A 22,656-nucleotide genomic window follows, 5' to 3' on the forward strand; every position below is an offset into this window, starting at 1 on the left:
TGCGATTTCTAGGATTGTTCAGGCACCATAGTGTCTTCTGTTCGGCAAAAGACGCCTTCACGCAATGGGCGTCATGGCCATAACGATGAGGAAACGTTCATGAAGCGCCGTTCCTTCCTGACCTCGGCCGGCGTCGGCGTCGCCGCCAGCACGCTGGCGGCTCCCGCCATCGCGCAGTCCCAGCCGGAAATCCATTGGCGTCTGGCGTCCAGCTTCCCCAAGAGCCTGGACACCATCTACGGTGGTGCCGACACCATCGCGGCGCGCGTCGCCGCGGCGACCGACGGCAAGTTCACCATCCGCCCCTTCGCCGCCGGTGAAATCGTCCCCGGCCTGCAGGTGTTGGACGCCGTGCAGAACGGCACGGTCGAATGCGGCCACACCGCCAGCTACTACTATGTCGGCAAGGACCCGACCTTCACCTTCGACGCGACGGTGCCGTTCGGCCTGAACGCCCGTCAGCAGAACGCCTGGATCTACAATGGCGGCGGCATGCCGCTGCTGCGCGAGTTCTTCGACGGCTACGGCGTCGTGAACTTCCCGGCTGGCAACACGGGCGTGCAGATGGGCGGCTGGTTCCGCAAGGAGATCAAGAACGTCGAGGATCTGAAGGGGCTGAAGTTCCGCATCGGCGGCTTCGCCGGCCAGGTTCTGTCCAAGCTTGGCGTCGTGCCGCAGCAGATCGCCGGCGGCGACATCTATCCGTCGCTGGAAAAGGGCACCATCGACGCCGCCGAGTGGATCGGCCCTTACGACGACGAGAAGCTCGGCTTCAACAAGGTCGCCAAGTACTACTACTATCCGGGCTGGTGGGAAGGCGGGCTGAACGTCTCGCTGCTGGTCAACAAGCAGCAGTGGGAACAGCTCCCCAAGCAGTACAAGGCTGTTCTGGAGGCCGCCTGCTTCGAAGCCAACGTGACCATGGCCGCCAAGTACGACGCCGAGAACCCGGCGGCGCTGAAGCGTCTGGTCGGCGGCGGCGCCCAGCTGCGCCCCTTCCCGCGCGACGTGATGGAGGCCTGCTACAAGTCCGCCACCGAGCTGTATGAGGAGACGGCGAAGACCAACCCGAAGTTCGCCAAGATCTACGAGCCGTGGAAGAAGTTCCGCGACGACGAGTATCTGTGGTTCCGGGTGGCCGAGAACTCCTTCGACAACTTCGCCTTCACCGCCGGCCTGAAGCGCTGACGGCCATATCGGCAGGCTGTATCGGCAGGCTCTATCGGCAGTCAAGGCCCCCGCGACCCGCCCGGTCGCGGGGGCTTTTTCTTGGTCAGGCCGGGCGTCCGGGCGCCAGCAGGTTGGCGATCATGGTCTGCACCACCTCGTCATTCTGGTTGAAGGTGGTGGTCTTCACCCGCAGCACGCCCTGGTCCGGGCGCTTGGCGGAGCGCCGGGCCTCCAGCACCTCCATCTCGATGCGCAGCACGTCGCCGGGACGGGTCGGGCGGGGCCAGCCGATCTGGTCGACGCCCATGCCGATGTAGCCGCCGGCCAACTCCGCGTTGCTGCCCACGATCATGCGCATCGTCATCCCGGCGGTGTGCCAGCCGCTCGCCGCCAGCCCGCGGAACAGCGTGTCCTTCGCCGTGTCCGGATCCAGGTGGAAGGGCTGGGGGTCGAACTTCTCGGCATAGGCGACGATCTCCGCCGTCTCGACCGTCAGCGGCCCGCCGGTGAAGCGGTCGCCCACCGTGATATCCTCGAAATAGCGCATCCCCCGGAACTCCGTTCGTTGTGGTGGTCAGGGCCGGTTCGGCCGGTTATGATACAGACCTGTCTCTTCCGCCCGATGGTAGAGACAGGTCTGTATCATTGTCAACGGCCAAGCTTGCAGCGGGGCCGTCCTGAACGGGTGGGGTCGGATGGCAGAGACGGCAACGGTCAGGAAGCCGGCGCGGGAACGGATTCTCGATACGGCGGCGGAACTGTTCTACCGCGAGGGCATCCGCGCGGTCGGTATCGACACGATCATCGCCAAATCCGGCGTCGCGAAGATGAGCCTGTACCGCAACTTCGCGTCCAAGGACGACCTGGTCTGCGCCTATCTGGAGCGCAACATCGCCCAGCATGCCGCGTGGTGGGACCGGGTGACCGCCCGCCATTCCGGCGACCCGCGGGCGCAGATGAAGGCGCTGTTCGTGGCGCTCGGCCACTGGATCGACCATCCCAAATTCCAGGGCTGTCCTTTCACCACTGCTGCCGCCGAACTGCGCGACCCGGCCAACCCCGCCCACGCGCTGGCGCTGGCCCACAAGCGCATGGTCCGCGACCGCCTGCGCGCGTTGGCCGCCGCCGCCGGCGCGGACGATCCGGACCGGCTGACCGGGCAACTGCAATTGCTGATGGAAGGAGCCTACGCCGCCGGCCGCGCGCTGGATCTGGGGCCCGGCAACGGGGCGGTGGCGAGTGCCGCGGCGGCGCTGATCGACGGGGCTTGTGGTGGAGAGCCCTCGGCCGACGGATGCCCCCACCCTAACCCTCCCCCGCTGGGCGGGGGAGGGGACGAGCGCTTATGCGGGAGAGTGGCGGCAGTCCCTCCCCCGCCCAGCGGGGGAGGTTAGGTGGGGGCATCGTCAGCCGACGCCTTCCCAAACACCACCACCTCGAACGCAAAAAGCGCCGCAGGCTGGACCTGCGGCGCTTCTTCAATTCTGCCCAATGCGTCAGTCGGCGCCGATCCGGTCGCGGACAGGCTGGCCGGGACGGTAGTCCTGCAGGCGGGTGGCGCGCAGGCCACGCATGCCGTGGCTGTCGATCAGCCGCTGCCAGGACAGGAACTCCTCCACCGACAGGGTATAGCGGCGACAGGCCTCCTCCAGGCTGATCAGGCCCGATCGGACGCCGGCGACCACTTCCGCCTTGCGGCGCATCACCCAACGCTTGGTGTCGGGCGGGGGAAGGTCGTTTTCGGTCATGGGACGCCCCTCAGGACCAATGACCGATGCACCGACCGCAGAGTCGTCGGCGGTGTCGAGTTCTATGAGTGCCATGCGCGGACGCTCCAACCCAAACTGTGGATTCCACGATTTCGGGGTACTTTAGGCGCCGGCACTTAACAAATGCCTAAACGATAGGGTTAACTTTTTATCGCGGGTTATCCCTTAACCCGAATGGACAGCAGGGGCGGCGCACTCGTCCGGCGGCCGGAGATTGCCGGCCGCCCCATCGAAAATGCCCGGCAGTAACGCCTGTCAGTAAACCGTGGTCAACTTGGACAGGGGGACTTCACGGGCGCCGATGTTCAGCACGGTTTCGCCTTCCTTGCTGTTGCCGATGCCGGCGACGGTGCCGAAGGTGTAGGTGGTCGTCTTGATAATATCGTCCTTGTTCTCGGCCACCGGTGCGACGTTCATCCTGTAGGCGCCCGGCTGCACGGCGCGGCCGTTGTTGTCCTTGAAGTCCCAGTTGACCGCATGCTTGGTCCCGGCGCCGGTTTCACCCTTCATGGAGCGGATGATGTTGCCCTTGTCGTCCAGGATGTCGACGCGGACCGACTTGGCGGAGGTCGCCAGTTCGTAGCCCAGCGGGGCCTGGGTCATACCCTGGGTGTACTGGAAGCTGTCGCCCTCGAAGGCGACCATGCGGCCGAGATAGGCAAGGTTGGTGGAGGCGGTGCCGGCGGACTGCAATTGCACCAGCTTGTCCAGGCGGCTGTTGGTGCCGATGTTCTGCTCGACGTTGGCGAAATCGACCAACTGCTTGGTCATGTCGTTGGTGTCCAGCGGCTTCAGCGGGTCCTGGTTCTTCATCTGCGTGGTCAGCATGGTGAGGAACGTCTGGAAATTGTCGCCCAGGCCCTTGGTCGCCGACGCCGTCTTGTCGGCGTCGGTCTGCGGGGTCTTGGCCGTCTCGGCCGCCGTCTTGGACCCGGTCGACAAGCCGCCCGAATAGGTGCCGTACTTGTTCACGGTCGGGGTGGTGATGGCGTTGGTCGTCGTCATGGCGGTCGTCCTTCGTGGCTCTTGCGGCCGGTGTCTTGGGTGCGGCGGGCGTGCTGCCGGGGTCAGGCGCGGATGTCGAGACGTCCGTTGCCGAGCGTCGCGGTGTAGACGGCGGTGTCGGACGCATCCTCGTCGCTTCCGTCGAGTCCGCGGCCGCGCCGGCCCGCCCCGTTCCCCTTGCCGTCGCCCCGCCCGTCATTGCCGAAGGGGTTGCCTTCGCCGCGCAGGCTGAAGTTCAGGCTGTTGGAGTCCGTCTGCAGTCCAGCCTCTTGCAAAGCGCGTTCCAAACCGCGGCTGTCGCGCTGCAGAAGTTCGAGAGTCTGGGCCCTTTCCACCGCAACCATCGCACTGACCCGGCCGTCGGCGCCGATGTCCAGCTTGATGTCGATCCGCCCAAGTTCGGCCGGGTGCAGATTGATGGTGAACTGGTCGATCTCGTCGCCGACCTGCTTCTTGATGTGGACGGCGATCTGGTCATGGACGCCCATCGGCATGCCGGCGCTGCCGCGCGACGGGCGCAGCATCGCGGTCGCCTGCGGCTGGTCGATGCCGGGAATGCCGCCGGGAATGCCGCCGTGCATCCCCTCCATGGCGGCCAGCGCCGGATGGGTGTGGACGCCCCCAGCGGCGTGGGCCGAGCCCGCGACGGCACCCGCGCCCTCGATCCCCTCCAACGCGCCGGTGGCCTTGGCGGTGGCCGACGCGGCAACCGTTTCCGCGACCGGCGGAACCGCCGGAGCGACTGCGGCCGGCTGCGGCATGGCCTGCGATTGGGAATCGTTGCGGCTGCCGCCGTCGGCGCCGGTCTGTTTGCCGCCCTGTTTGGCCTCGCCGGACTTCGCCTTGGCGGCGGCGAGCAATTCGGCGAAGCGGTCGGGCAGGGAGGCGTCGTCGTCGTCCGGCAAAGCCTCCGCCGCGTCCTCGCCGCTTTGGGTGCCGCCATCGACCCCGGTCAAGGCCGCGGCCGGGGACTGCCGGGTGCCGTCTCCGTCCACGGCCAGCGCATCGGCGGCGCTCTTTGCCGCGGCATCCGCACCGGCCTGCGCCGCACTCGGGGTGCCGGCCGTGGCTTGTGCCTGGGCCAGCTGGGCGGCAAGCTGCGCGGCAGGATCGACCGTACCGGTCGTTGCGCCACCCGCAATCGCATCAGCCGCCGCAACCGCCGCATCGCCACCCGCACCGGCGGTGGACTGGCCGGGCGCCGTCAATCCGGCGAGGATCAGGTCACTCGGCTGCGGGGCCTTCTGCTGCAACGCCGGTTCCGCGGTGGCGGTCAGGGGCTGGTCGGCGGTCTGCTCTTCCGCCCCGGCATCCTCGGCTGGCGCGTCGCCGGTCCCACCCCCCTCGGCCATTGCCGCGTCGATGTCCGCCTGTGCTGTCTCGGCGTCCGCAACCGCCGCATCCGTCCCATCGCCCGCCTGTGCCTGATCGGCGCCGGCGGCTTCCGTGCCGGTCTTCGCCGCATCGGACTTTGCCGCATCGGTCTTCGCCGCATCGGACTTCGAGGTATTGGCCTTGGCAGTGTCGGATTTGGCGCCATCGGCTTTGGCGGCATCCTTCGGCTTGTCGCTCTTGACCGGCTTGCGGTCGTCCTGACCGGGCTGGACCTCGCGGTCGCCGTCCGTCTTGGCGGCCTTCGGTTCCTGCGTCCGGGCGGGCTCGGCATCCGCTTCGCTCCGGCGCGCGGCCTGGGCACGGGTGTCGCGGCCGAGTTCGGGCTTCGGCTCGGCCCACACGGGAGCCTTGCGCTGCGCGTCGGCCGCGCGGGCGTCGCGGGCTTCCTTCGCCTCGTTGGCGGAGTCGCGCGCGGCATCGGCGGCCTGCTCGCGCTTGCGCGCGGCGGCGTCGGCCAGCATGCGGTCCATCATCTTGGAAAACAGGTCATTCTTCGCCCCCGTCCCCTGTGTCTGCTGGGACTGGCCGAGACCGTCGAACAAGGATGCGGCGATGTTGTTCGATTGGATATCCATGGAACGGCCTCTCAGGACGGCGGAGCGCACCGACGGCGATGCGGCGGGATCAATGCAACGGGCGGGCCAAACGTCGGACGGGCTCCGCCGGGGTGCCGGGGAGGGGCAGGGCGGCAGTTCCGGCCCCATGACATGGCCGCGACCGGCAAAAACGTCCCCATGCGCGGTCTTTCTTGCCGCGGCGCCTTACCGATGCCGGCTCACCGACCCTCGCAAAGAAAAAGGCCGCCTCCGATCGGGAGGCGGCCGTCCGAAACAACTCGGCAGTCACGGATGAAGACTGTCGGCGAGCGTCGCTCAAAGCCGGGTGTTGAGCGCCGCCGAGGTGCGCGGGCCGCTCGGCGGCGGGGAATAGCCGCGGCCGCCGCCCATATGCGCGGCATAGGCGGTCGCGGGCGCCTTCTGCTGGCGGGTGATCACGGTGACCACGGTATCGACCATCACCTTCTGGGCCTCGCCGCCGATGCGCAGGGCTTCGGCGTTGTCGGCGGTGGCGGCATAGAGCTTGGCGGTCGCATCCTTCAGCGCCGTCTTCATCTCCGGCGCCAAGCCGATCAGCCCCTCGCGGTCGACGCGCAGCAGGCGGCTGATCTCTTCGTAGACCAGCGTCATCGGCTGCTTGTCCCTGACGATCTGGGCCAATTCCTTCGCCGGGCGGCGGGCGCGGACGGCGGCGGCCTCGCGCTCCAGCAGGGCCGCCAGGCGGCCCATCAGCTCGACCAGGGCCACCGCGCGCTCCTGCGCGTTCTTCGGCAGGTTGGCGGCCGGCTTGGACTGCTGGGGAAAACGGACATCGACCTTATCCATGGCTGGCCTCCTGGGCGCGAAGAAGCTCTCCGTAAACCTGATTGGCGATGCCGAAGCCACCGCGCTGGGTGATCTGCTTGCCGAACTGCTCGATCAGCATCGGGCGGAACATCTCCTCGCCGCGCCCGCCGCCGAAGGTCTCGTCGGTGCCGATCCCCTCGAACATCGGGCCCAGCATCTGCGAAATGAACTGGCTCTCGAACTCATTGGCGGACTTGCGCAGCTGGGCAAGCTTTGCCGGGTCGGCCTTTGCCTCCAGATCGGAAATCCTTGCCTGGGTGCGCATGCCGAAACCGGCGGAAAGGGCGGAGCTCATCGACATCAGATCACCTCGATCTCGGCTTGCAGGGCTCCGGCGGCCTTGATCGACTGGAGAATGGCGATCATGTCACGCGGTCCCACGCCAAGCGCATTCAAGGACTGTACCAACTCCTGCAGCGTCACCCCGGCATTCATCACGGCGAGGCGGTTGTTGGACTGGTCGTCGACCTGGATGTCGGTGCGCGGCACCACCGCGGTCTGGCCCTGGCTGAAGGGGCCGGGCTGGCTGACCTGCGGGGTTTCGGTGATGCGGATCGTCAGGTTGCCCTGGGCGATGGCGACGGTGGAGATGCGGACATTCTCCCCCATCACGATGACGCCGGACTTCTCGTCCACCACCACGCGGGCGACCTGATCGGGGGTGATGCGCAGCTGTTCGATCTCCGTCACCAGCCCGACCACGTCGCCGCGCCGCGTCTCCGGCACGTTGATCAGGACGGAGGAGGGGTCGGTCGCCTGGGCGCGGTTGCCGCGCAGCTGGATGTTGATGGCGGTCGCCACGCGCTGGGCGGTGGTGAAGTCGGGATTGCGCAAGCTGAGGCGCAGGACCGGCAGTTCGGCCAGCGAGAACTGGATTTCCCGCTCCACGATGGCGCCGGAGGAAATGCGGCCGGAGGTCGGCACGCCCCGCGTCACGCTGGCCCCCTGGCCCTGGGCGGTGAAGCCAGATACCGCGATCGGCCCCTGTGCCACGGCATAGACCTCGCCGTCGGCGCCGATCATCGGGGTGACCAGCAGGGTGCCGCCCAGCAGGCTCTTGGCGTCGCCCATCGCCGACACGGTGACGTCGATGCGCGTGCCCTGCGCCGCATAGGCGCCCAGCGTCGCCGTCACCATCACCGCCGCCACGTTCTTGGTGCGCAGGTTGGTGCCGCGGGTGTTGACGCCCATCCGCTCCAGCATGCCGGTCAGGCTCTGTTCAGTGAAGGGCGAGTTGTTCAGGCTGTCGCCGGTGCCGTTCAGGCCGACCACCAGCCCATAGCCGATCAGCATGTTGTCGCGCACGCCTTCCACGTCGACGATGTCCTTGATACGGGCGGACGCGGCGAAAGCCGGTGCCGCCTGGACACCGAACGCCAGCAGGGCGGTCAGCACGACCAGAACGGTGCGGCGGCGCAGAAGGCGAAGGGTGGTCGGGATCATGACGCGGACACTCCTGAACTCGTGCCCGGTCCTATACAAACGCCGTGCCAGACGCGGCAAACGGCGGCTTCCGGTCGTTGACCTGAAAAACACCCGCAACATGACGCGTTTCGGTCACAGCCGCCCGGCAATTTTTGCCCGATTGCGGCAAGCCTTGACCGGATGTTAAGGTTGATCCATCTACAGTGCGCGCGTTTACGCATCCTTTACTGCAAACGGTTGCACGGATCATGAAAGTCGAAGGCACCGGAAACATACGCGGCAGCGGTTCGGTCCGCCGCACCGGCAAGGCCGAAGGCTCGTCCGGCGCCGCGTTCTCCAAGCAGCTGGTGGGAGAGGCCGGCTCCGCCCACGGGGTCAGCGGCACCGCCGCGACGGCCGGGATCGCGGGTGTGCTCGCCATCCAGGAGGTCGACGCGACCGACGACGCCACTGCGCGTGCGTCGCGCGGCAAGATGCGGGCGGAAGAGATGCTTGACCGGCTGGAGGAAATCCAGCACGGGCTGCTGTCCGGCACCCTGTCGGTTCAGAAACTGGTGGATCTCGCCAAGGTGGTCCAATCGCGCCGCGCCCAGGTCGACGACCCCGGTCTGGCCGAGATTCTCGACGAGATCGACCTGCGCGCGCAGGTGGAATTGGCGAAGCTCACTTCCTGACATGCCGGCGGCCATTCGGCCGCCCTGCGCGCATGGGTTGGGGCGGCGGATTCGCCACGGTCACAAATCTTTTTTATTCCAAGGGCTTGTTTGGTCGTTGCGGGGGCGAACCATAGGGTTGCGGTCCCGACGTGGCGTGCCTATACTCCGCGCCGCCCGGATCACCCCTTTTTCGCTGGATGCTTTCGGATGACGTCGCCGCTTCTGCCCCAGAACTATTCCCCGTCGGAAGACGAGGAGTTCATGAACCCGATCATGCGGGAGTATTTCCGCCAGAAGCTGCTGCGCTGGCGCGCGGAACTGCTCGCGGAATCCACCGGCACGCTGAACAGCCTCCAGGAAGGCGGTATCCAGGAACCGGATATCGCCGACCGCGCCTCGGCGGAGACCGACCGCGCGCTGGAACTGCGCACCCGTGATCGCGAACGCAAGCTGATCTCCAAGATCGACGCGGCGCTGGAACGCCTCGTCGACGGCAGCTACGGCTATTGCGAGGAGACGGGCGACCCCATCTCCGTCCGCCGGCTGGATGCCCGCCCGATCGCGACGCTGAGCCTGGAAGCCCAGGAGCGGCACGAGCGGATGGAACGGACCCAGCGCGACGACTGACGTCGCGCGGCCGCAGGGAACAGCCGCCGGTCCCGGTCGTCGGCGGCGAAGCCCTGCGTGATCGCTGCCGCCGTCACGCAGTTCTGGCAAGGCATCGGTCGTCCCGACCGGTGCCTTTGTCGTGTGCGCAGCGGCCGGGCGGAACCAAAGCCAGCACTCCGGGGTTCGGAACGGCACGGCATACAGCGGTTCCGACTCCGGAGGGCGATCCATGGACAACGAGACCTTCAACCTCGACCTGCGCAAGTTTCTGAAGCAGGTCGGCGTGACCTCCCAGCGGGAAATCGAACTGGCCGTCGGCCGCGCATTGGCGGACGGGCGGCTGGACGGGGTGACGTCGCTGCCCGTCCGCATGGTCCTGACCGTCGACGGCATCGGCCTGACCCACGAAGTCACCGGCGAGCTGTCGCTGGAAAAACCGCCGGGGTGAGGCGTCAGGCGGAGTGGATCTGTGGGGTGATGCTGAGGATCGCCGCGGTCATCCGGCGTTCGTTCCACGGCACGTCATGGTGGGCCGACTTGAGATAGCGGCTGTTGGCATCGCGGACCCATTCCGCCGGAAACAGGGCGATCGGCATGGCCACGCTCCGCCCGATGTTGCCGTCATAGGGGCGGCCTTCCAGGGCACAGGCCATGGCCCGGCACAGGTCGGCTCCCGCCAAGTCGCCGAGATGGCTGGTCTGGGTCGGACGGGCGTTGAACTCCAGGAAGACCGGCGGGCTGCCATCCTCCGGCAGGATCGCATCGATGCCGCCGAAGCCGGAATAGCCGGTCATCTCCACCACACGGCGCGCCATGTCGATCAATGCGGGATGGTCTCCCACCTCGATCACGGACGCCGGACCGAAGGGCTCCGGCTGATGGTGAAGCGTGGTGTAGGCGAATCCCTCCAGCATCCGGCCGTGCAGCGCGCAGAACGACACCGACGCCGCCGGTCCCCGGATGAACTCCTGCGCGGCGATCCGCCCGTCGGCGGGCATCGCGGCCCCGTTTTCCTGACGGCCAGTCGCGGCCCGCGCCGCAAGCTCCAGCGCCTCCCGAGGGCAACCGGCCAGTTGAACCCCGCGGCCGGCGGAACTGTAGTCCCACTTCAACAGCAGCGGCGTGCCGAGACCGGCCAGATCGGAGACGCTGGTTCGACCAGGATCGACGATGATCTGCCGTGGCGTGCGGATACCGGCGGTGGCGGCATGCTGCACGCACTGCGAACGCACCGTCTCCCAGGATCGGCCTCCGTAGCACGCCGCGATCATGCGAAGGCACCGCGCATCGGCACTGTCCACCGGCACCCGCTCCATCAACCGGTCGGCGGAGTTCAGCACTCCGACGGCACTTTCCTCGCAAGCGATTACGATGTCGGCCCGAACCTGTGCTGCGGCCCTTGCGGTGATCACGGTCAGGTCGTCGGGACTGAAGCCGGCAGGAAAGCTGTGCCTGCCGTCGATGCTGTCGCTGAACTCCAGCAGGGAATTTTGCGGGCAGATGGCGAAGACGCGAAAGCCCGCAGCCTTCAGGGCTGCCGGCATCCGTGCCGTGCCGTAACGATACATCGCGCAGGACACCAACAGCGCCGTCGGCATGAATACCATCTTAATCAGCGGGCTACGCTGAAGGTTTAGCGTCATAGGTCGTGCGCCGCAATCCGGAGCGCCCCGCCGAAGGGCAGCTATGCATATCGGGGTAAGTCTTCTCGTGACATCCGGGCCGGCACACATCTTGATGAGCGGATGGGTTTCGGCTAGGGATGGAAGCGTTTTGCCACCAGCCGGAAAGGCCCGACCGCATGAGCGACGATCCAGACTGCCTGGGCATGTGCGCCATCGACGGCGACATCTGCACCGGCTGCGGCCGCACTCTGGACCAGATCAACGCCGCGCTGGACCGTGCCGACACCGACCGCGACACCGATCCGCCGACCGGCTGAAATCGCCACCCGCCGCCACATTGGATCGTCGCGACGATCCGGTGCCTGCGCTGTTTCCTCCTCATCGCCAATCGATACGCGATCGAGGAGCACCAACATGGCCGATCAACCCGACAAGCAGCAAACCGACGCCCAGCGCGACGACCTGCAGAAGCCCGCAGGCGTTACCGGCAAGACCGAAGGCGGCAAGATCGACAGCCGCACCGAGAAAGCCCAGGAGGAAGCCGCCAAGGACCGCGCCCGAGAAGGCGGCTATCAGTAAGCGGTAAGCGGTAAGCGGCGCAGCCCGACATGGAACGGCCCGGCTCCCGGATAAGGGGCCGGGCCGTTCCATGTCGGGCTGCGCCGGGCGCCACCAAAAAGGATATATTGCGCTCAATGTTCTCCTTAAAGGTTATTATATTTTCAGCACTTTCGCGTTTTCGGATTAATTTTGATAATTAATGCAACCTCGTGTACAGATTTTATGATCGCCGCAGCCGACCGGACGTTTGTCAACGGCCGAAGCATTGAGTTTGAAGAAGACCTGAAAAGCGACCTGATCGTGCATGCGCCGGGCAAAGCCGCCATCATTTCCAGCTTTGTGTCCGACTACCTGTCCAAATGGCCGGGCGGCTCGACGTTCAAATGGGTGGCCAGCTACCTGGCCGGGGAGGAGATCGACAGGGTAATGAGCTGGATTGAGGGGCGACTCGATCTGGTGCCCAAATACGGCTATGTCGGCATGACCGTCAAAGGCTACCCACTCTGTGCTGACGGCATGAACAGCCAGGGGCTGTCCGTCGGCGCCCTTTGGCTGACCGGGTCGGAATTCCAGGAATTCGATTTCAAGGCGACGAACATCTTCTGCGGCACCTTCGTCGATTGGGTGCTGGGGCATTGCGCCACGGTTGCCGATGTCCAGCAGTTGCTTGGTGATGATGAGGTGCGCGTCTTCGATTCCAGTTTGATCGAAGATGTTCCCCTGCATTTCGCGGTTCACGATGCCGAAGGGAAGAGCATCGTCATCGAGTTCATCGGCGGCAAGGCCGTCATCAACGACAACCCGGTGAAGGTGCTGACCAACCTGCCGACCTTCTCCTGGCACCTGACCAATCTGGAGACCTACATCAACCTCAGCCCCGATGATGTCGAGAAGAGGCGCATCGGGGATCATCTCGTGCGCTCTCCCGGACCTGGCACAGGATTGCTCGGTCTTCCCGGCGATGCCACGGCACCCAGTCGTTTTGTCCGCACCGCGCTCTTGAAGGAATTCTCTCTGCAGCCCGAGAACGCCGCCGAAGCGCAGAGTCTTGCCTTCCATCTGCTGAACGCCGTTCACACTGCCAAGGGCACGGTGCGCACCCGCAATGGTGACGTCGACGAGTACGACCATACCCAGTGGGCGGTGGTGAAGGACCTGACCAATCGCGTCATCACCATCCGCATGGCCGCGTCGCAGCTTCCCTGGAGCTTGGATCTGAAGACCTTGGATTTCGATATCAATCACGGCCGGCGGATCGCCATCCCGTCGCAAATGTCCAACCCGCTGCCGCTCTGAGCCCTTCAGGCTTCAATCCACCCAGCCGATCACGGGGCTGGTCGACCGACGGCGAACCGGAAGGCTGCGCCGTCGGCCTTCGCAACACAGGAACGCTGCCGACGGCGCATAGGCCCTCCGTGGCTTCCTGCGATGCGTTGCGATGACTTCACCTTGTCGAACGCCCGTCGGACACGGCGGCACGACCCGCCCCGGTCCTCCATTCCATTTTCCGTGGAAGTCCATCGGTTTGGGTTTCGAAGCCGGTGCGGTATCCTATCCGCCTGCGTCAACAGGTCCCGTGCATCGACATGATCGCTCGCCTCGGCAATGTTCTCTATTGGGCCGGCTGCGGGATCGCCGTTCTGATCCTGATCTTCGCCGCGCTTCTGACGACCGAGTTGAAGAGCGGGCAGAAGTGGAACGCCCTGTCCGTGGCGCTGATGGCCGTCGTGCCTTGGCTGCTGGGGCTCGCGTGCCGCTATGTGCTGGCCGGCCCGCGGCGGAGACGATGAGCGACAATCCAGCCGGTCGCCGACCGCAGGGTTTTCCTGTGCCTGGCAACATCGTCCCGGCACAACCCGCCGGGCGGCAGCAATTTCCCATCCGGCAGGGATGCGCACGAGCGAAGCGCCCACGCCCCATCCCCGCCATCACTCGGCGGACAATCCTCAGAACGGCATTCCAATTTTCAGGCGTGAAAAGCGCCAGAAAATCAACGCTGTAGCTTTTTCGTGTTGCAGCCGTGTTGCATCGGCGCCGGCTAGCCGAACAGCCGACGCTCCATGTCGGCGACCGCGCGGTGGTGATCCTCGGAGGGGAACAGCTTCCCGTAACGCTCCATCGTCATCCGGTAGTCCTTGTGCCCGGCGAAGGTCATCACCGCCTTCACGCTGAAGCCCTGGTCGATCCAGGCCGACACGGCGAAGTGCCGCAGGTCGTGCCACCGCATCGCGATCCCGAGCTTCTCGCACAGCGGCCGGAACCAGAGCCGGTGGATATCGGTCTGGGCTCGTACGCCGCCCTTCCGATTCGGGAACACCAGACCCATGTCCGACGGCGGGCAGCGCAGCTTCCAAGCCTTCAGCGTGTTGACCACCATCGGGCCGATCGGGATGTCGCGGGTGCCGGCGCTGCTCTTCGGATCGCCCATCTCGTTGTAGATGTCGGCGCGCTCGCGGACATGGATGAAGCCGGCATCCAGATCGACATGCGCCCAGCGGAGACCGCGCTGTTCCGATGCCCGCAGGCCGGCGAGGGCGGCGACGATCAGGTAGGCGCGGAAGTCATCGTCCGCGGCATCCAGCAGCCTCTTGACGTTGGTCCGCAGCTGCCGCGCCGCCTCGTGCGAGATCGCGGCGCTGGACCGGCCCGGCCGGCGCACGGCGACGCCTTCGGTCGGATCGGTGAAGATCAGGTCGTTCGCCCGGGCGAAGACCAGCATGAACCCCAGCGTCGCGATGATCCGCTTCGTCATGGCGATCGACCGGCCGGCCTCCAGCAACCGGTCCCGGAACTCGGCGACCGTGACGGTGCGCAGCGCCGCCAGCTTCAGCGTGCCGATCCCGACCTCCGGATCCGTGATGTGACAGCGGATGCAGCTCTCGTAGGTGGCGAGGGTCGCGCGCTCCATGGCCTGACCGGTGTCGCGCCGAACCGTGAGGTGCTTGACGTAGCGCTTCGCCAGCTCGGCGACCGTGATCGAGTCGGAGGCGGGCAGGTGGGTGCCGGCGGCAACCTCGGCCCGCGCCTTCGTCTCGAACTCGACTGCCTCCCGCTTGGTCGCGAACTGGCGGGACCGACGCTTGCCGGCCTGATCGCGGTAGTCGACCTGCCATCTGATTTCGCCGCTGGGCAGCGTGCGCTTTCGGACCGACGCCATGGGGATTCCTCTCACGCGGTTGGGGTGGGCGTCGCCGGCGCGTTCATCGCCAGGGCCGCAGTGTCCGTCAAAGCCCCACGGATTTGCGCAGCTCGTCGTTGATCCGGGATTGCCAGCCCGGCCCGCTAGCCTTGAAGCGCTCGATCACATCGGCGTCCAGGCGCAGCGTCACCTGCTGCTTGGGCTTCTCCGCTGGCGGACGGCCCCGGCCGCGCTTCAGGCTCTCCGCCAGCTGCGGGAACACCTCGGCGAAGGGGCGGGCCTGCCGCATTTCCTCTTCGGTCAGTTGCGGGTTGTCGGACACCTCATCCCAGTCCTCTTTGCTGTATCCCCGCCCCGGCTGAAACTCGGTCAGCCGCTTCCGGTCTTCGGTCATGTCAGGAGCTTCCTTTCCTTGATGCTTGCCGGGCGCATGCTGATGACGGAGAGCGCCTCCGTTCCCAACGGCTTGAACACCACGACGACCACCAGCACGTCGCCCAGCCAACCCACGGCCTTGAAGCGGCCATCGCGTGACGGGATGACCAAGGCGGTTTCGAAGAACGCCCCGTCCTCCAGATCGGCGAAGTCCAGCCCGTGCTTGTCCAGGTTGGCCGTGCGCTTCGGAGGGTCGTAGACGATCTTCATGGGATTAATGTAACTCCAGAAAATAGCCGGGGCAAGATTAAACGTAACTACACAAATGCGCTTGGCCAGCAGCGGGATTATCCCGCAGGACCGGGCCGCTCCCGGTGAACGAACGGCCCGCACCACCCATGCGGGATGCCCCCACTTGGTAGCTTCCCCAATGGACCTATTTGGTATTTTCGGGTGTTTGACGCCCTGGGATGCCCGCTGTAAGTTGCGTCCCTATCGGGACTCCCAACTTTGACGAATTTTGCTAAGCTTACTCTCCAATGGGGCGAGTTGGTGGAGAGGGAAGCGTGTTGGTGGCTGAGGAAATGAGCAGAGCAACCCTCAAGGTCGTGTTCGACGGTCCGGCCATTCGAAATGGCTCCATGGACGTGCGCGACCTCGCTCCGGCGCTGCTGGCTGTCGGGAAGCTGTGCGAAGAGGCAAACCGGGTCCTCAACGAGAAGAAGACCGAAGTCACCGTCCTGGTGAAGAGCGACTTCGAAGCCGGCAGCTTCCATGTCAACCTCGACGTGGTGCAGAGCCTGCTGGAGCAGATGAAGAGCCTGCTGACTGGCGACAACGCCACCGCGGCGGCGAACCTCATCACCTTCCTGGGCTTCGCCGGGGGCAGCGGCATCGGGCTGCTCAAGCTGCTGAAGAAGCTCCGCGGCCGCCAGCCGCGCCGGTGGATTGTCCTTGAAGACGGCAATGTGCGCCTCGAACTCGGGGACGACGCCATCGATGTTCCGCGAGAGGTGGTCGATCTCTACCGGGATCTCGACACCCGCAAGGCGGTGGCCGACCTGATGCGCCCCCTGGAGAAGGAGGGCATCGACACCATCGCCTTCAGCAGCGACGATTCGCCCGTCGAGACGGTGACGAGGGACGACGCCGTTTCCTTCACGGTGGTGCCCGAAGCGCCCGAGGAACAGATCGTCAGCGAAGAGCGGAACGCCTTCTTCAGCATCGTCGCCGTGACCTTCAAGGACGGGAACAAGTGGCGCCTGTCGGATGGCCAGAACACCATCGGCGTCACCATGGCCGACGAGGAGTTCCTGGGGCGGGTCAACCGCAACGAGGTCGCCTTCGCCAAGGGCGATATCCTGCATTGCCGGCTGTTGACCGAGCAGTGGCGCACGGCCGACAGTTTGCGCACCGAATACACGGTGCTGAAGGTGCTGGACTATCGCAGTGCCGCCCGCCAATTGCCGCTCCCCTTCTCTGGCCCGTCGCCGACGGCCGGCGAGTGAGCATAGCCGCAGGTGCCGCCGGGTCGTGACATAGCCCGGCCGGAATCACGTCACACCTTCCCGCTACCTGACGACAGGTCCATTTCCTGCTGGGCCGGGGCGGGGGAGGCGATCACCCGGACGCCGACGTCGGCGTAGATGCCCGGCAGGCTGTCGGCGGCGGCCTGGGGGCCTTTCGTGCGTCGGATCTGATCGACCATGCGGATGGCGCTGATCCGCTCCATGACGCACAGGCGGCGCTCGGCAAGGGTCGGTTCGGGCGGGGTAGGAGTGGCCGGCCGCGTGGCGCGCTCCTCGTACCAGAGGAAGTATCGGCGCACCAGCTTGCCGATGGCGCCATTTTGATCGTGCAAAACTCCAATTAGGAAAACTGTCTCGCCTCAAAACGGAATTAAGTCACGTCTGTTCAAAAGCCATTTCTTTGTTAATTTGTCGAAATGAATTTCCTGATCGCCGTGAAGGTAAATTTCGACGGTCTCATTGTTTATGTTGATGCTTCGAATAAGAGGATGATCTTCAAGAATATTGGCAATTACATAATTAATACTGTTTCCAGCGGATGTTGCATCTGCGCAGCGGTTGGCAAGATCATTAGGAGTATCGATGGAACCAAGTCCGATCTCGACTAGCCGCCGAAGCGCATCCGACTCCGATTGCAATGATCGCGACTCTCGAAACCGTTCGATTTGAGCGGCGAGTTCAAGTGGAAGAGCCACGTTCTTCCGAACGGTAGTTTTTGGGTTCACTGCCATAGATGCACCATAACACCTAAGAATGTGCTGTCAAGGGCGCAAGCCAAGCTTGACAGATGCATCAACGTGCGCGCAACGTAGTGATGGACTGGTGATGCACTTATAGGTGACGAAGTGGATGGAAAGAAGTCGAGGAAGATGATCACTCTTCCATCAGAGATATCCCAGAAGGTGGATGATTATAGGTTCACTAAGCGCTTCCGAACTGAGACGGAAGCCCTGGTCAGGCTGATCGAGGCCGGGTTGGAGGCGGAAGCGGCAAACACCGTCAATGCGAGCACTGCAAACATGAAAGCCGGCGAACGGTGAAGGGCCTAGGAAACTCCCACCGCGCCGGCTTTCCGCTTACCCAAGAGGAGGACAAGCGATGAAAGTGAATGTGCCCTTGGTACGCCCGCGGCGCAAGGAGGCTCCGCCTTCGCCGCCGGGCTTTCAACAGGATGACCGCGCACCGGCCGGCAATTTCGACGTGGCCACCGCGGCTTTCGAGGCGGAAGCTCGCGCTCTGTTGATCTGTTTGCCGGATCAGGCGGCCTATTTGCCGGATCGGGCGGTTTCCCTCTGCCTGCGTTGGCTGGAGGTCGAAGCCCAGGCGAAGGAGCGCGCTGATCAGATGTCCGCTCGCGCGGCTGACCTGCGGGCGCAGGGAGAGCCGTTGGGCGACGACATCGCCATGGCCGACTTAAACGCCGAACTGGAGGCGCAGGAAGAAGTTCTTGATGCCGTTCGCGCCGAGATCGCTGCCACCCCGGCGACCACTCCTGCCGGCGTGCTGGCGAAGCTGGTCATCTGGCAGACCGAGCAGGGTGTGCCGGCGGATGGCGAAAGCGACCACCGCCTCGCTTGTGCCGCCGCCAACGACCTGCGCCGGCTGATCGCCGCCGGGCAGTGGGGGAGGGCCGCCTAATGCGCCGCGCCTCCACTAAGACGGCAACCATGATCGCCACCGCCCCGGCCTGCCCGGCGCCTGTCGCCCAGATCGCTCCTCCCGCCGCCCCGCTGCAGCTCGCCGACGATCTCCTCCAGGGCGCCGACAGCATCGCGAAGTTCATGGGCGTTACGCGCCGCCAAGCATACCATTTCGTCGCCGATGGCCGGATCCCGACGTTCCGGATCGGCGCCATCATCTGCGCACGGAAATCCACCATCCTGAACTGGATCGCCCAGCAGGAAGCCGCCCAGGGCGGGGGAGGAGCGGCATGAAGCGCAGGATCCCCGCCCTGAAGGAGCCGCCGCGTCCGCGCCGCCGGTCGCGCTTCCGGCGGCTGGCGGACCAACTGCGGATCACCCGCCCGCACTGCCGGCCGACCGGCCCGACCGCCCGGTTCATTTCCCCAATGGGCGCCCGGCTGATCGCCGGATGCCTGGACGAGATGATCTGGGAGGTGCTGGACCCCGCTCCGCCAATGGACCTGCCGGAGCCGGCGAACGAATCGTCTCCGTTTCGCACCTCATCCTTCACGGGAGGCGCCCTTGCCTGACCTGCCGAACGTCACGCGTCTCCCGGTTCAGCCCGCCCGCAGGATCGTCGCGCGCCACCCTCCGGCCGAGCGGGCGCGTGGCATCGCCGCCGACCTGCGCGAGGCCATCGCGGAGCGGGAACTCAGCCGGGACGAGCTGCGTGTCATCACCCAGCGCCTGGATGCGCTCGCTCGCGATCTGGAGGGTATGCCGACGTGAGCCATGCCATCGCCCTGCCGGAAGTCAGGGTCCCGAGCAACGAGGAGGCCGAACAGGCGCTACTGGGCGCGATCCTGGTCAACAATCGTGCTTTCGAGCGGGTCGCCGATTTCCTGCGGCCGGAGCATTTCCACGATCCTCTCCACCAGCGCATCTTCGCCGCCATCGCGGTGATGATCGACCGAGGGCAGACGGCCAACCCGGTGACGCTGCAGTCCGCCTTCGAGCGCCAGGGCGACGGCGGCCGGGACGAGATCGCCTATCTCGCGGAGCTGGTCGGCGGCGTCGTGACGGTGGTGAACGCCTACGACTATGGCCGGACCATCCGTGATGCCTTCCTGTGTCGCCAGCTGATCGAGATTGGTTTCGACATGATCGAGACCGCCGGCCGGCCGGGGCTGGACAAGGACGCGGCGGCGCTGATCGAGGAAGCCGAATCGCAGCTCTTCGAGTTGGGCGACCGCGGCAGTGCCCTGCGCCCAGTGCTGTCATCGGCCGAAGGGGTGGAGGCTGCCCTCGCGGCCACCGAACGCGCCTGGCGGAACCGGGGGCAGCCTCTCGGCATCACGACGGGGCTGGCAGATCTCGACGCGAAGCTGGGCGGTCTTCTGCCCGGCCTCTATGTGCTGGGCGCCCGGCCCTCGATGGGCAAGTCGGCGCTGGCATTCAACACCATCATGCTGGCGGCCGCGCGCACCGGTGCCCGCGTCCTGGGCTTCTCCACCGAGATGGCGGCGGAGAAGGTGTCCCGCCGGCACCTCGCCGCCCACACCGGGATTCCGGCCGACCGTCAGGCCCAGGGCGATCTGACCGACGAGGAGTGGTGCCGGCTGATCGACGCGAAGGCGGAGTTGGGCGCGCTGCCCATCCACATCGATGACACACCGGGCGTCACCGTCTCCCATATCCGCCGCACCTGCCGCCGGCACAAGCGGCGCCACGGACTGGACCTGATCATCGTCGACCACCTCCACCGCATGCGCGCCTCGCCGCAGGCGGAGAAGCAGGGTGAGACGGCGAAGATCACCGAGATCACCGCCGCGCTGTGTTCGATCTGGAAAGAGTTCCAGGTGCCGGTCCTGCTGCTGGCCCAGTTGAACCGCGGCCTGGAGACGCGGGACGACAAGCGCCCCAGCATGGCCGACCTCCGGCAGTCCGGTTCCATCGAGCAGGACGCCGACGTCATCGCCTTCCTCTACCGAGAGGAATACTACCTCTCCCGCACCGAGCCCGGCCGCCGGCCGGACGAATCCGACGACAAGTTCAACGAACGGCATGAGCGCTGGAGCCGGCGCTCGGATGAGGCCCGCGGCATCGCCGAGATCATCATCGAGAAGAACCGCGACGGCCCGATCGGCACCATCCGCGCCCATTTCGACGGGCCGCGCACGCTCTTCAGCAACCTCCATCGCGACCACGGGAACGCCTGAGCCATGGCACGGATCCGCACCATCAAGCCCGAGTTCTGCACGTCCGAACAGGTCGCCGAGTGTTCGCCGAACGCTCGGCTACTGTTCGTCTGCATGTGGTGCTTCTGTGACGACAGCGGCATCCACCCCGACAGCGCGAAGCGGCTCAAGATGGAGGTGTTCCCGGCCGACGACTTCACCGCGGCGGATGTCGCGGCCATGGTGGACGAGTTGATCGCTGCCGGATTGCTGGAGCGTTACGAGGTGGCAGGATCATCCTTCCTGCGGGTAACCGGGTGGCGGAAACACCAGAAGATCGACCAGCCAAACTACCGGCACCCACTTCCGGGTGGTGAAGTACCCGCCGCGCCGTCACGTCGCAGTGGTGGGAATTCGCCGAACGCTCCGAAAGGCGACGACGAACGTTCGACGAGCGTTCGGCGAACAGGTGACGACGCATCGGCGAACGATCACCAAACGCTCGACGAGCGTTCACCCCCGGAAGGGAATGGAAAGGAAAGGAGTAGAGAAGAGAAAGACTCACCACCCCCTACCCCCGCCTCGAAGGCTCGGTCGCCGGCAGCGGCGGCGGTGGTCGATGCGTTCGTCGCGGCGAAGGACGCCCGATGGCCGGAGCATGCCGAGCAGATCGCCCCCCGGATGACCCTGGAGGCGCTGGCCCAGCAACACCTCGACGCCGGCGGCACGGTCGAGTTGCTGACCGAGGTCATCCAGCGTGCCGTGCGGGACTGGAAGAACCCGACCCCGCCGACGAGCTTGGCCGCGCTAAAGAACTCGCTGGCCGATCGGGTGGCGCAGCATCGCCGGGCGCTGGACGGCGGCGGCGGTCGCAGTGCATCCGGCTCGGCCGGAGACCTGCTCGACGTCGATCCGCACGACCAGTCCCGCCAGCGGCTGCGGCACTGGGTCCGCACCGGCTGGTGGGAACCGCGGTGGGGAGAGATGCCTGGGCACCGCAGCTGCCTGATCCCGGACCGGGTGGTCCGGGAGGTCATCCCGGATTTCAAGCCCGGTTGGCGTCCTCCCGCCGCGGCCGCCAATGGAGCCGGAGGTGCTGCATGACGGCCCCCTTACCCGAGGCGCTGAACGAACTCGCCGCCCGTCTCCGCCGGCTGACGCCCAGCTGGCAGAACCCGGAGAGGTTCCACGAGGCGAAGTCCGAGCTGGTCGCCGACCTGCGCCGGCTGGCCCGGCAGGCTCCGGAGCCGGCCGTCCGCAGGGTGCTGGTGCCGGTGGAGCGGGTCGTCGAGCGGGAGCGGGTGGTCTACGTGCCGATCCGTCCAGCGCGGCGACGGCAGAGCGCTGAGCCGCCGGCCATGCAGGATCTGTTCGGCGAGGTGAAGGGGAGGGGCACTGCGTGAGCATGAGGGCGAAGCGCAAGGCGAACCGCCGCGGCCGCAAGCGGTCCGTGGCGATCCGAGAACCGAATGGCCGGGTCAGCCGAGCCAGCCAGGAACAGCACGGGCCGGTGATCCTCGACGAGGCGCTGGCGCAGCGGGCAAGGGCGATTGGGGTGGACTGCATGACCGTCGACGCGAAGCTCCGGAAGGCGATGCAGGACGAGTGGGCCGGATATCCGCTCGGCCGGCTGCGGCTGCTGGGGGCGATCACCGACCGCCAATTCCGGGCCGGCGCCAGCTACGCCATCCTCCGCCGGCGCTGGGACCGCCTGGCCGAAGTGCCGAGCCGGCATGCAAAGGTCGCGCGCCTGCCGATCGCGTCCGAGTGCCCGCAAGACCTCGCGCCACAGGTGATCGACCTGCTGGCGCTGGAACGGGAATCGGACCTGGACGGTGCGTGGCTTCGGGCCAAGCTGCACCTCCGGAAACTCGAGCGCCTGATTGGGCAGGGTGAGGCTGTGGCGGTGCTGGAGGCGGTGTGCGTCGAAGAGGCCGCGCCGGCGGTGCGCGATTGGTTGCCGCTGTTGCGGGTGGCTCTGGATCGGGTGGCCGAGCACTTCCGCCTGCCGCTGGAAGAGGGCGGGTCGCGAAAGTCGGAAGTGGTGCAATCTTCAGAATTTGTTAACGGATAAGGGGTAGGGCTGTGAGTGTCATTAATTCAGGCTCGACTTAATCCGCCAGCCTGATCGCCAAACCCGCCCGGTTCCGCCGCGGCGGGTTTTGTCGTTTCTGGAGCAGTGGGCGGTACGGGTGA

Annotated in this window: 32 protein-coding genes; 19 read left to right on the forward strand and 13 right to left on the reverse strand. The window is 66.1% G+C overall.

Annotated features, from left to right (window positions below):
• Positions 1–99 precede the first annotated feature (99 nt).
• Complete coding sequence (locus tag J2Y49_RS05280) at positions 100–1,188, forward strand: TRAP transporter substrate-binding protein (RefSeq protein ID WP_310112986.1); 1,089 nt, start codon at positions 100–102, stop codon at positions 1,186–1,188.
• Positions 1,189–1,273: 85 nt separating this feature from the next.
• On the opposite strand, the gene J2Y49_RS05285 is transcribed toward J2Y49_RS05280, so the two are convergent.
• The gene (locus J2Y49_RS05285) at positions 1,274–1,717 is read right to left on the reverse strand and encodes a MaoC family dehydratase (protein WP_310112988.1); all 444 of its coding nucleotides are present in this window, start codon (positions 1,715–1,717) and stop codon (positions 1,274–1,276) included.
• Between the two features lie 148 nt (positions 1,718–1,865).
• Here J2Y49_RS05285 and J2Y49_RS05290 point away from each other — a divergent pair, with 148 nt between their 5' ends.
• Positions 1,866–2,564, forward strand: coding sequence for a TetR/AcrR family transcriptional regulator (locus J2Y49_RS05290; RefSeq protein ID WP_310112989.1), 699 nt, complete (start codon positions 1,866–1,868; stop codon positions 2,562–2,564).
• Positions 2,565–2,666: 102 nt separating this feature from the next.
• Here J2Y49_RS05290 and J2Y49_RS05295 read toward each other — a convergent pair whose 3' ends face one another.
• The 6 genes from J2Y49_RS05295 to J2Y49_RS05320 all read right to left on the reverse strand — a co-directional run bounded on the left by J2Y49_RS05295 (position 2,667) and on the right by J2Y49_RS05320 (position 8,185).
• A complete protein-coding gene (locus J2Y49_RS05295; RefSeq protein ID WP_310112991.1) occupies positions 2,667–2,993 on the reverse strand; it encodes a DUF1153 domain-containing protein in 327 nt (108 codons plus the stop codon).
• Positions 2,994–3,194: 201 nt separating this feature from the next.
• A complete protein-coding gene (locus J2Y49_RS05300; RefSeq protein ID WP_310112992.1) occupies positions 3,195–3,944 on the reverse strand; it encodes a flagellar hook capping FlgD N-terminal domain-containing protein in 750 nt (249 codons plus the stop codon).
• 62 nt (positions 3,945–4,006) lie between these two features.
• Positions 4,007–5,914 (reverse strand): flagellar hook-length control protein FliK, encoded by a 1,908-nt coding sequence (locus J2Y49_RS05305; RefSeq protein ID WP_310112993.1) that lies wholly within the window; start codon positions 5,912–5,914, stop codon positions 4,007–4,009.
• 297 nt (positions 5,915–6,211) lie between these two features.
• A complete protein-coding gene (locus J2Y49_RS05310; RefSeq protein ID WP_310112994.1) occupies positions 6,212–6,721 on the reverse strand; it encodes a flagellar basal-body protein in 510 nt (169 codons plus the stop codon).
• Positions 6,714–7,037 carry a rod-binding protein gene (locus J2Y49_RS05315; protein WP_310112995.1) on the reverse strand — a complete coding sequence of 108 codons (324 nt, stop codon included), beginning with the start codon at positions 7,035–7,037 and terminating at the stop codon, positions 6,714–6,716. The genes J2Y49_RS05310 and J2Y49_RS05315 overlap by 8 nt, the downstream gene beginning before the upstream one ends.
• Positions 7,038–7,042: 5 nt before the next feature.
• Entirely contained in the window at positions 7,043–8,185 is a 1,143-nt protein-coding gene (locus tag J2Y49_RS05320) for a flagellar basal body P-ring protein FlgI (RefSeq protein ID WP_149221907.1), read from the reverse strand.
• 230 nt (positions 8,186–8,415) lie between these two features.
• Here J2Y49_RS05320 and J2Y49_RS05325 point away from each other — a divergent pair, with 230 nt between their 5' ends.
• From J2Y49_RS05325 to J2Y49_RS05335, 3 genes are all read left to right on the forward strand, one after another.
• A complete protein-coding gene (locus J2Y49_RS05325; protein WP_310112997.1) occupies positions 8,416–8,841 on the forward strand; it encodes a flagellar assembly protein FliX in 426 nt (141 codons plus the stop codon).
• Positions 8,842–9,030: 189 nt separating this feature from the next.
• Positions 9,031–9,450: an RNA polymerase-binding protein DksA gene (gene dksA, locus J2Y49_RS05330; protein ID WP_012974451.1), complete on the forward strand. Its 420-nt coding sequence runs from the start codon at positions 9,031–9,033 to the stop codon at positions 9,448–9,450.
• Between the two features lie 211 nt (positions 9,451–9,661).
• Entirely contained in the window at positions 9,662–9,880 is a 219-nt protein-coding gene (locus J2Y49_RS05335) for a DUF6494 family protein (RefSeq protein ID WP_310112999.1), read from the forward strand.
• 4 nt (positions 9,881–9,884) lie between these two features.
• On the opposite strand, the gene J2Y49_RS05340 is transcribed toward J2Y49_RS05335, so the two are convergent.
• A complete protein-coding gene (locus J2Y49_RS05340) occupies positions 9,885–11,030 on the reverse strand; it encodes an ATP-grasp domain-containing protein (protein WP_310113000.1) in 1,146 nt (381 codons plus the stop codon).
• 203 nt (positions 11,031–11,233) lie between these two features.
• On the opposite strand from J2Y49_RS05340, the gene J2Y49_RS05345 reads away from it, so the two are divergent.
• The 4 genes from J2Y49_RS05345 (at position 11,234) to J2Y49_RS05360 (ending at position 13,408) form a co-directional block, all read left to right on the forward strand.
• Positions 11,234–11,374: a DUF1289 domain-containing protein gene (locus J2Y49_RS05345; protein WP_310113002.1), complete on the forward strand. Its 141-nt coding sequence runs from the start codon at positions 11,234–11,236 to the stop codon at positions 11,372–11,374.
• A gap of 97 nt (positions 11,375–11,471) precedes the next feature.
• Complete coding sequence (locus J2Y49_RS05350; RefSeq protein WP_310113004.1) at positions 11,472–11,636, forward strand: hypothetical protein; 165 nt, start codon at positions 11,472–11,474, stop codon at positions 11,634–11,636.
• 204 nt (positions 11,637–11,840) lie between these two features.
• Complete coding sequence (locus tag J2Y49_RS05355; protein WP_310113007.1) at positions 11,841–12,914, forward strand: linear amide C-N hydrolase; 1,074 nt, start codon at positions 11,841–11,843, stop codon at positions 12,912–12,914.
• A 290-nt stretch (positions 12,915–13,204) separates the two neighbouring features.
• Positions 13,205–13,408, forward strand: coding sequence for a hypothetical protein (locus tag J2Y49_RS05360; protein ID WP_310113009.1), 204 nt, complete (start codon positions 13,205–13,207; stop codon positions 13,406–13,408).
• 248 nt (positions 13,409–13,656) lie between these two features.
• Here J2Y49_RS05360 and J2Y49_RS05365 read toward each other — a convergent pair whose 3' ends face one another.
• The 3 genes from J2Y49_RS05365 to J2Y49_RS05375 all read right to left on the reverse strand — a co-directional run bounded on the left by J2Y49_RS05365 (position 13,657) and on the right by J2Y49_RS05375 (position 15,402).
• Positions 13,657–14,775, reverse strand: a complete 1,119-nt coding sequence (locus J2Y49_RS05365) for a site-specific integrase (RefSeq protein WP_310113011.1) — start codon at positions 14,773–14,775, stop codon at positions 13,657–13,659.
• Between the two features lie 67 nt (positions 14,776–14,842).
• Entirely contained in the window at positions 14,843–15,151 is a 309-nt protein-coding gene (locus J2Y49_RS05370) for a BrnA antitoxin family protein (RefSeq protein WP_310113013.1), read from the reverse strand.
• Complete coding sequence (locus tag J2Y49_RS05375) at positions 15,148–15,402, reverse strand: BrnT family toxin (RefSeq protein WP_310113015.1); 255 nt, start codon at positions 15,400–15,402, stop codon at positions 15,148–15,150. The genes J2Y49_RS05370 and J2Y49_RS05375 overlap by 4 nt, the downstream gene beginning before the upstream one ends.
• Positions 15,403–15,716: 314 nt before the next feature.
• On the opposite strand from J2Y49_RS05375, the gene J2Y49_RS05380 reads away from it, so the two are divergent.
• Positions 15,717–16,640, forward strand: coding sequence for a hypothetical protein (locus J2Y49_RS05380; RefSeq protein WP_310113017.1), 924 nt, complete (start codon positions 15,717–15,719; stop codon positions 16,638–16,640).
• Positions 16,641–16,690: 50 nt separating this feature from the next.
• Here the strand turns inward: J2Y49_RS05380 and J2Y49_RS05385 are convergent, their stop codons facing one another.
• Positions 16,691–16,993 (reverse strand): hypothetical protein, encoded by a 303-nt coding sequence (locus J2Y49_RS05385; RefSeq protein ID WP_310113019.1) that lies wholly within the window; start codon positions 16,991–16,993, stop codon positions 16,691–16,693.
• Positions 16,994–17,020: 27 nt separating this feature from the next.
• A complete protein-coding gene (locus J2Y49_RS05390) occupies positions 17,021–17,392 on the reverse strand; it encodes a hypothetical protein (protein ID WP_310113020.1) in 372 nt (123 codons plus the stop codon).
• A gap of 138 nt (positions 17,393–17,530) precedes the next feature.
• Between J2Y49_RS05390 and J2Y49_RS05395 the strand changes: the two genes are divergently transcribed.
• The 9 genes from J2Y49_RS05395 to J2Y49_RS05435 are packed head-to-tail and all read left to right on the forward strand — an operon-like array spanning position 17,531 to position 22,534.
• Positions 17,531–17,701, forward strand: coding sequence for a hypothetical protein (locus J2Y49_RS05395; protein WP_310113021.1), 171 nt, complete (start codon positions 17,531–17,533; stop codon positions 17,699–17,701).
• Between the two features lie 58 nt (positions 17,702–17,759).
• On the forward strand, positions 17,760–18,299 hold the full coding sequence (locus J2Y49_RS05400) for a hypothetical protein (RefSeq protein WP_310113023.1): 540 nt from the start codon (positions 17,760–17,762) through the stop codon (positions 18,297–18,299).
• Positions 18,300–18,328: 29 nt separating this feature from the next.
• Positions 18,329–18,595: a hypothetical protein gene (locus J2Y49_RS05405; protein ID WP_310113024.1), complete on the forward strand. Its 267-nt coding sequence runs from the start codon at positions 18,329–18,331 to the stop codon at positions 18,593–18,595.
• The gene (locus J2Y49_RS05410; RefSeq protein WP_310113025.1) at positions 18,592–18,873 is read left to right on the forward strand and encodes a hypothetical protein; all 282 of its coding nucleotides are present in this window, start codon (positions 18,592–18,594) and stop codon (positions 18,871–18,873) included. Before J2Y49_RS05405 ends, J2Y49_RS05410 begins: the two co-directional genes overlap by 4 nt.
• Entirely contained in the window at positions 18,866–19,072 is a 207-nt protein-coding gene (locus tag J2Y49_RS05415; RefSeq protein ID WP_310113026.1) for a hypothetical protein, read from the forward strand. The genes J2Y49_RS05410 and J2Y49_RS05415 overlap by 8 nt, the downstream gene beginning before the upstream one ends.
• Positions 19,069–20,502 carry a DnaB-like helicase C-terminal domain-containing protein gene (locus J2Y49_RS05420; RefSeq protein WP_310113028.1) on the forward strand — a complete coding sequence of 478 codons (1,434 nt, stop codon included), beginning with the start codon at positions 19,069–19,071 and terminating at the stop codon, positions 20,500–20,502. The genes J2Y49_RS05415 and J2Y49_RS05420 overlap by 4 nt, the downstream gene beginning before the upstream one ends.
• Positions 20,503–20,505: 3 nt before the next feature.
• Positions 20,506–21,564, forward strand: a complete 1,059-nt coding sequence (locus tag J2Y49_RS05425; protein ID WP_310113029.1) for a hypothetical protein — start codon at positions 20,506–20,508, stop codon at positions 21,562–21,564.
• Positions 21,561–21,863 (forward strand): hypothetical protein, encoded by a 303-nt coding sequence (locus tag J2Y49_RS05430; RefSeq protein ID WP_310113030.1) that lies wholly within the window; start codon positions 21,561–21,563, stop codon positions 21,861–21,863. Before J2Y49_RS05425 ends, J2Y49_RS05430 begins: the two co-directional genes overlap by 4 nt.
• Entirely contained in the window at positions 21,860–22,534 is a 675-nt protein-coding gene (locus J2Y49_RS05435; RefSeq protein ID WP_310113031.1) for a hypothetical protein, read from the forward strand. Before J2Y49_RS05430 ends, J2Y49_RS05435 begins: the two co-directional genes overlap by 4 nt.
• Positions 22,535–22,656 lie beyond the last annotated feature (122 nt).

Origin of the sequence: Azospirillum sp. BE72, from assembly GCF_031455875.1 — a bacterium.
Classification (GTDB): Bacteria; Pseudomonadota; Alphaproteobacteria; order Azospirillales; family Azospirillaceae; genus Azospirillum.

What these genes read in the sequence shown, in the direction of transcription:
- J2Y49_RS05280 (WP_310112986.1), top strand. Translation starts at nt 100, where the DNA reads ATGAAGCGCCGTTCCTTCCTGACCTCGGCCGGCGTCGGCGTCGCCGCC.
- J2Y49_RS05285 (WP_310112988.1), bottom strand. Translation starts at nt 1,717, where the DNA reads ATGCGCTATTTCGAGGATATCACGGTGGGCGACCGCTTCACCGGCGGG.
- J2Y49_RS05290 (WP_310112989.1), top strand. Translation starts at nt 1,866, where the DNA reads ATGGCAGAGACGGCAACGGTCAGGAAGCCGGCGCGGGAACGGATTCTC.
- J2Y49_RS05295 (WP_310112991.1), bottom strand. Translation starts at nt 2,993, where the DNA reads ATGGCACTCATAGAACTCGACACCGCCGACGACTCTGCGGTCGGTGCA.
- J2Y49_RS05300 (WP_310112992.1), bottom strand. Translation starts at nt 3,944, where the DNA reads ATGACGACGACCAACGCCATCACCACCCCGACCGTGAACAAGTACGGC.
- J2Y49_RS05305 (WP_310112993.1), bottom strand. Translation starts at nt 5,914, where the DNA reads ATGGATATCCAATCGAACAACATCGCCGCATCCTTGTTCGACGGTCTC.
- J2Y49_RS05310 (WP_310112994.1), bottom strand. Translation starts at nt 6,721, where the DNA reads ATGGATAAGGTCGATGTCCGTTTTCCCCAGCAGTCCAAGCCGGCCGCC.
- J2Y49_RS05315 (WP_310112995.1), bottom strand. Translation starts at nt 7,037, where the DNA reads ATGAGCTCCGCCCTTTCCGCCGGTTTCGGCATGCGCACCCAGGCAAGG.
- J2Y49_RS05320 (WP_149221907.1), bottom strand. Translation starts at nt 8,185, where the DNA reads ATGATCCCGACCACCCTTCGCCTTCTGCGCCGCCGCACCGTTCTGGTC.
- J2Y49_RS05325 (WP_310112997.1), top strand. Translation starts at nt 8,416, where the DNA reads ATGAAAGTCGAAGGCACCGGAAACATACGCGGCAGCGGTTCGGTCCGC.
- dksA (WP_012974451.1), top strand. Translation starts at nt 9,031, where the DNA reads ATGACGTCGCCGCTTCTGCCCCAGAACTATTCCCCGTCGGAAGACGAG.
- J2Y49_RS05335 (WP_310112999.1), top strand. Translation starts at nt 9,662, where the DNA reads ATGGACAACGAGACCTTCAACCTCGACCTGCGCAAGTTTCTGAAGCAG.
- J2Y49_RS05340 (WP_310113000.1), bottom strand. Translation starts at nt 11,030, where the DNA reads ATGCCGACGGCGCTGTTGGTGTCCTGCGCGATGTATCGTTACGGCACG.
- J2Y49_RS05345 (WP_310113002.1), top strand. Translation starts at nt 11,234, where the DNA reads ATGAGCGACGATCCAGACTGCCTGGGCATGTGCGCCATCGACGGCGAC.
- J2Y49_RS05350 (WP_310113004.1), top strand. Translation starts at nt 11,472, where the DNA reads ATGGCCGATCAACCCGACAAGCAGCAAACCGACGCCCAGCGCGACGAC.
- J2Y49_RS05355 (WP_310113007.1), top strand. Translation starts at nt 11,841, where the DNA reads ATGATCGCCGCAGCCGACCGGACGTTTGTCAACGGCCGAAGCATTGAG.
- J2Y49_RS05360 (WP_310113009.1), top strand. Translation starts at nt 13,205, where the DNA reads ATGATCGCTCGCCTCGGCAATGTTCTCTATTGGGCCGGCTGCGGGATC.
- J2Y49_RS05365 (WP_310113011.1), bottom strand. Translation starts at nt 14,775, where the DNA reads ATGGCGTCGGTCCGAAAGCGCACGCTGCCCAGCGGCGAAATCAGATGG.
- J2Y49_RS05370 (WP_310113013.1), bottom strand. Translation starts at nt 15,151, where the DNA reads ATGACCGAAGACCGGAAGCGGCTGACCGAGTTTCAGCCGGGGCGGGGA.
- J2Y49_RS05375 (WP_310113015.1), bottom strand. Translation starts at nt 15,402, where the DNA reads ATGAAGATCGTCTACGACCCTCCGAAGCGCACGGCCAACCTGGACAAG.
- J2Y49_RS05380 (WP_310113017.1), top strand. Translation starts at nt 15,717, where the DNA reads ATGAGCAGAGCAACCCTCAAGGTCGTGTTCGACGGTCCGGCCATTCGA.
- J2Y49_RS05390 (WP_310113020.1), bottom strand. Translation starts at nt 17,392, where the DNA reads ATGGCAGTGAACCCAAAAACTACCGTTCGGAAGAACGTGGCTCTTCCA.
- J2Y49_RS05395 (WP_310113021.1), top strand. Translation starts at nt 17,531, where the DNA reads ATGATCACTCTTCCATCAGAGATATCCCAGAAGGTGGATGATTATAGG.
- J2Y49_RS05400 (WP_310113023.1), top strand. Translation starts at nt 17,760, where the DNA reads ATGAAAGTGAATGTGCCCTTGGTACGCCCGCGGCGCAAGGAGGCTCCG.
- J2Y49_RS05405 (WP_310113024.1), top strand. Translation starts at nt 18,329, where the DNA reads ATGATCGCCACCGCCCCGGCCTGCCCGGCGCCTGTCGCCCAGATCGCT.
- J2Y49_RS05410 (WP_310113025.1), top strand. Translation starts at nt 18,592, where the DNA reads ATGAAGCGCAGGATCCCCGCCCTGAAGGAGCCGCCGCGTCCGCGCCGC.
- J2Y49_RS05425 (WP_310113029.1), top strand. Translation starts at nt 20,506, where the DNA reads ATGGCACGGATCCGCACCATCAAGCCCGAGTTCTGCACGTCCGAACAG.
- J2Y49_RS05430 (WP_310113030.1), top strand. Translation starts at nt 21,561, where the DNA reads ATGACGGCCCCCTTACCCGAGGCGCTGAACGAACTCGCCGCCCGTCTC.